The organism is Methylobacterium sp. J-048 (assembly GCF_022829515.1).
GTDB lineage: Bacteria > Pseudomonadota > Alphaproteobacteria > Rhizobiales > Beijerinckiaceae > Methylobacterium.
Window position 1 is genome coordinate 1 of sequence record NZ_JAKSYL010000073.1, and the last position, 2,873, is coordinate 2,873.

At 61.6% G+C, this 2,873-nt stretch carries 4 protein-coding genes; 3 read left to right on the plus strand and 1 reads right to left on the minus strand.

Annotation, left to right across the window (positions count from 1 at the left end):
- The 3 genes from MKL09_RS04025 to MKL09_RS04035 form a co-directional block, all read left to right on the plus strand.
- Positions 1 to 224 (plus strand): hypothetical protein (locus MKL09_RS04025; protein ID WP_244018176.1); only part of this gene is annotated, 224 nt, incomplete at its 5' end.
- Between the two features lie 392 nt (positions 225 to 616).
- Positions 617 to 880 carry a hypothetical protein gene (locus MKL09_RS04030; protein WP_244018178.1) on the plus strand — a complete coding sequence of 88 codons (264 nt, stop codon included), beginning with the start codon at positions 617 to 619 and terminating at the stop codon, positions 878 to 880.
- A gap of 140 nt (positions 881 to 1,020) precedes the next feature.
- The gene (locus tag MKL09_RS04035) at positions 1,021 to 1,242 is read left to right on the plus strand and encodes a hypothetical protein (RefSeq protein ID WP_244018180.1); all 222 of its coding nucleotides are present in this window, start codon (positions 1,021 to 1,023) and stop codon (positions 1,240 to 1,242) included.
- A 970-nt stretch (positions 1,243 to 2,212) separates the two neighbouring features.
- Here MKL09_RS04035 and MKL09_RS04040 read toward each other — a convergent pair.
- The coding region (locus tag MKL09_RS04040; RefSeq protein ID WP_244018182.1) for a phage tail tip lysozyme at positions 2,213 to 2,873 on the minus strand (661 nt) is incomplete at its 5' end.

Below are 2,873 nucleotides of genomic sequence, written 5' to 3' on the forward strand. Positions count from 1 at the left end.
CACGCGACGAGCGCATCATGGCGCTGATGCGCGAGCGCGACGATCTCGGGAAGCGCACCCGGGCGATCGAAACCGAGCGCCCCATCCCGGCGACTGTGACCGTCGAGCCGGCGTCCACGCGCGGTCTGGAGGTGCGGCTCGGCGCCATTCGCCGAGTTCGATGCCCTTGTCCTTCGTCTGGCGCTGGAATGGCGAGAACAGCCGGCCATCCTTCGCCTTCGTGAATCCGTTGAAGACCAAGCTGTCCGATTGCAGCATCGGCTTGAGCGCGTCGGGACCGACCTGAGCATCAGCAGCGCGGCTGGGCAGCGCCGAACACCCAACGAGCAAGAGGGCGAGGATCGAAGAGCGGATCATGCGCGACCATGAGTGTCGTCGTTGCGGGGTATCCTCCTGAAGGCACGAAAGACCACCGGTGTTCCCGGGCGATAGTGAGCGCAGCGCAGCGGGATCCACAGAGCGATATGGCTGGAAGCGTTCTGTGAAGCTCCTCACCGAGCACCTGAAGGCGAAAGGCTAGCTGAACTGGCGATTGCTCGACCCTTTGAATCACGGCCCTACATCCTGTCCTGATCAGCGATGCCCCATCGGCCGTGATCGAACGGAGGATCGCCCCATGGCGAAACTTACTCTCGTCGCTTCCTTCGCCATTCTCCTGGGCGGCACGACCTTGGCGCCAGCACAGTCCTTCATAGCGCCCGGCGGCGAACCGGCGGTCGTTGAACCTGGCGGCACCGAAGGACGGGACGGACGACGCAATGTGATCGAAGGCATCGAGGATGGTGAGGCTGTCGGCGTTCCGCCGAGAGCAGCAGATGGCTTTGAGGGTGAACGACGCGTCCGTTCGCGTCGCAGGCAGAGCCCTGAGGATGATGACTAGGTCCTTCACTCCGAACCCAGCCGCCGCCTTTGTGAAGCGGCTTTGAGGACAAGGCGATCCTAGGAGTAGGACCAATGCGGAAACCTCGCAGGCCGGGCTTCAGGCCGTTTTCGTTGGTAGCGCTGGGTACGGATCTCGCCATGCGCGGCGTCCAGGCGCAAATGGTCATCGGCGAGCGGATCGCGAAACTGGTGGTAGGCGGGCCGAAAGCGCGGACGGAAGCCCAGCGCAAGGTAACCGAGAAGGTCCTTGCTGCCGGCAGTGCCGCGGTGGCGCTGGCGACGGGCGGCTCGCCACGCAAAGTCCTGCGCAGTTACCGCAGGAAGGTGCAGGCGAACCATCAGCTCCTCAGCAAGGACTAATCGCTCAGCAGGATCGAAGCGCCCATTCCTCGCCTCGTGGAAAAGGCGCTGAGAACGAGCCGCCGCGAATCATCTCGCAAGTTAAGCCGCTCGATTTTTGACTAGCCCCTGCGATCGCCTGGGAAGCCCCGTAAGCGGCGCTTATACAAAGGCTGAGACGGAACCGCTCTTGCGCCGCTGAACGCCGTGTACGGCCAGATTTTCGAAGATTCAGGGTACTGTAGATCGGCAGGCTATTGACCGTAGCGCCAAATAAAGGCAGCCTGCATGGGTTGGGGCTATTCTTGCCCTAATATGGGAAAAGCCGGGGTTGCAGCCCCGGCCTCCCATCACGTTCAGCAGAACCCTTGGAAGGCTGCTGAGGTCGCTCGACACCGTGCACTCTATGCGCGCGCGCCCTCATGTCAACCTTCCAAGGGACCACATAAAGGTCTCTTTATATCATGGTTGATGGTTCTCGGCCGGCGCGCCGGCTCACCTCAGAAGACGCGATTGTTATTTGGCTTCGGCATTGGAGCGGCGAGTTCCAGCACCGGATCGCAGCTGCATTCGACGTCAATCCTGGCCGCGTGAACGACATTCTCAAGGGGCGCAAGCACCCTGAGAGTCGAGCGCTCGCGCTCTCCCGTCGTGCTACGGCCTAAGGGAGGCGCGCATGTCCGGTGACACTAAGCCAGTACTCTGCGGCGAATGCCAAGTACCGCTTGAAAGCGGGGTCGAACGAGATGGCGAGCCCTGGGGCGTCTGTTCGCGCTGCGGGCAGACTGACCGTATGGACGAGATCATGCGAGAGGCAAGCAAGTATTTCGCTCACAAATCTCTCGGAGACATGTTCAAGGGGCTCGGGCGGAGTGGCAGCGGCATAACGATCAAGCGCGGACCGCAACCGCATTTCCGTTGGATCACTGCAGACTAGTTGAGTTTGCATTTCATGACTCCTAGGCGTCGCTTTGAGAACAGGGCGACGCCTTCACACAGTTGCGGATTGAGCATTCTGCAGCGCCAGGCTGTGCATATTGCCAAACGCGCTCTCCATGATCCGAGCAGCTTGCCGAGGGTTTTCTGCACCGTTGACCGTCGTTGTGTTGTGGAAGGTCTGATGCACCGCCCGACTGCTCGACGTGCTGTTGTTGACGACCGCGGGTGAGGTCGCCGGGTCAAACTTCATCACATTCGCTGGGTCGATGTTGTTGGGGTCGAAGCCATCCGGCGTCATATTGGGTTCGCCACGCACACCTGCGGCGGGCGGCGGAACGACAATCTTGGAGTTTGCGGCTTCGCCAGGGGAGGCTCCCGCACCTGATCGACGAAGCGCGTGCAGGTTCGGTAGGCGGAAGTCATATGCTTTGCCTGGATACTTAGGGCGTTCGTAGCCCTCAATCATAGCCCGCAACTTACCCTCGCCTGTCGGGGCCGCCTGCATCCGATCCCAGACCTTCCGGTAGCTTCCTCGCAAGAATTCATGACGGAGGAACTGCTGCTGAGCACCTACGTCAGTCCAGTCGACCCCCATCTTGTCGGCGAACGCCTTGAGCTGCGTGAACCGTTCTGCGTGCCACTGCGCGGTGCCGAAGCTCGTCGGGCGACCGCTCGCATCCGGGTCGCCCTTGATCGTCGGGTCGAGGTTCGCG

What these genes read in the sequence shown, in the direction of transcription:
- MKL09_RS04030 (WP_244018178.1), top strand. Translation starts at nt 617, where the DNA reads ATGGCGAAACTTACTCTCGTCGCTTCCTTCGCCATTCTCCTGGGCGGC.
- MKL09_RS04035 (WP_244018180.1), top strand. Translation starts at nt 1,021, where the DNA reads ATGCGCGGCGTCCAGGCGCAAATGGTCATCGGCGAGCGGATCGCGAAA.